Below are 505 nucleotides of genomic sequence, written 5' to 3' on the forward strand. Positions count from 1 at the left end.
CAGATCTTTAATTTGCTGGCTCAAAGAGGGTTGCACCGTACACATGCGCTGTGCTGCCTTGGTAAAATTCAGTTCTTGTGCAACAGCAACAAAATAGCGTAAATGACGTAATTCCACGTGCCGGACCTCTCTTTATTTAGGTTGCTTCAGTGATGCCGAAACTGTGTATTTATAAACAAATAGCGTTAGTACAGTAATTCCAGCACAGAATAAATAACTCAGTTGATAACCATAATAGGCAATCATCAATCCTAAAATGACTGAACCGATTGCCATGCCCAAATCAAACAGGGTAAAGAATGTGGAAATGGCATGTCCCATACGCTGTTTGGCGACAGACTGAATGGCAATAGTTTGAAAACATGGAAACAGTGAGCCATAACCAATACCAATAAATATAGCAGATAACCAGAGCAGCCATTGATTGGAGATCAGACTGACCACGACCAGACCGATGGCAAAGAAAATAAAGGAAGGATAAATGACTGCACTGGCGCCCTTGCGA

At 42.0% G+C, this 505-nt stretch carries 2 protein-coding genes; both read right to left on the reverse strand.

Features of this window, described 5'->3' with window-relative positions:
* A partial coding sequence (locus B2Y23_RS14250; RefSeq protein ID WP_291371541.1) for a LysR family transcriptional regulator occupies positions 1-117 on the reverse strand: 117 nt, incomplete at its 3' end.
* 15 nt (positions 118-132) lie between these two features.
* A partial coding sequence (locus B2Y23_RS14255) for an MFS transporter (protein WP_291371512.1) occupies positions 133-505 on the reverse strand: 373 nt, incomplete at its 5' end.

The sequence above is a fragment of the Acinetobacter sp. UBA5934 genome, from assembly GCF_002430855.1.
Taxonomy (GTDB): Bacteria; Pseudomonadota; Gammaproteobacteria; order Pseudomonadales; family Moraxellaceae; genus Acinetobacter.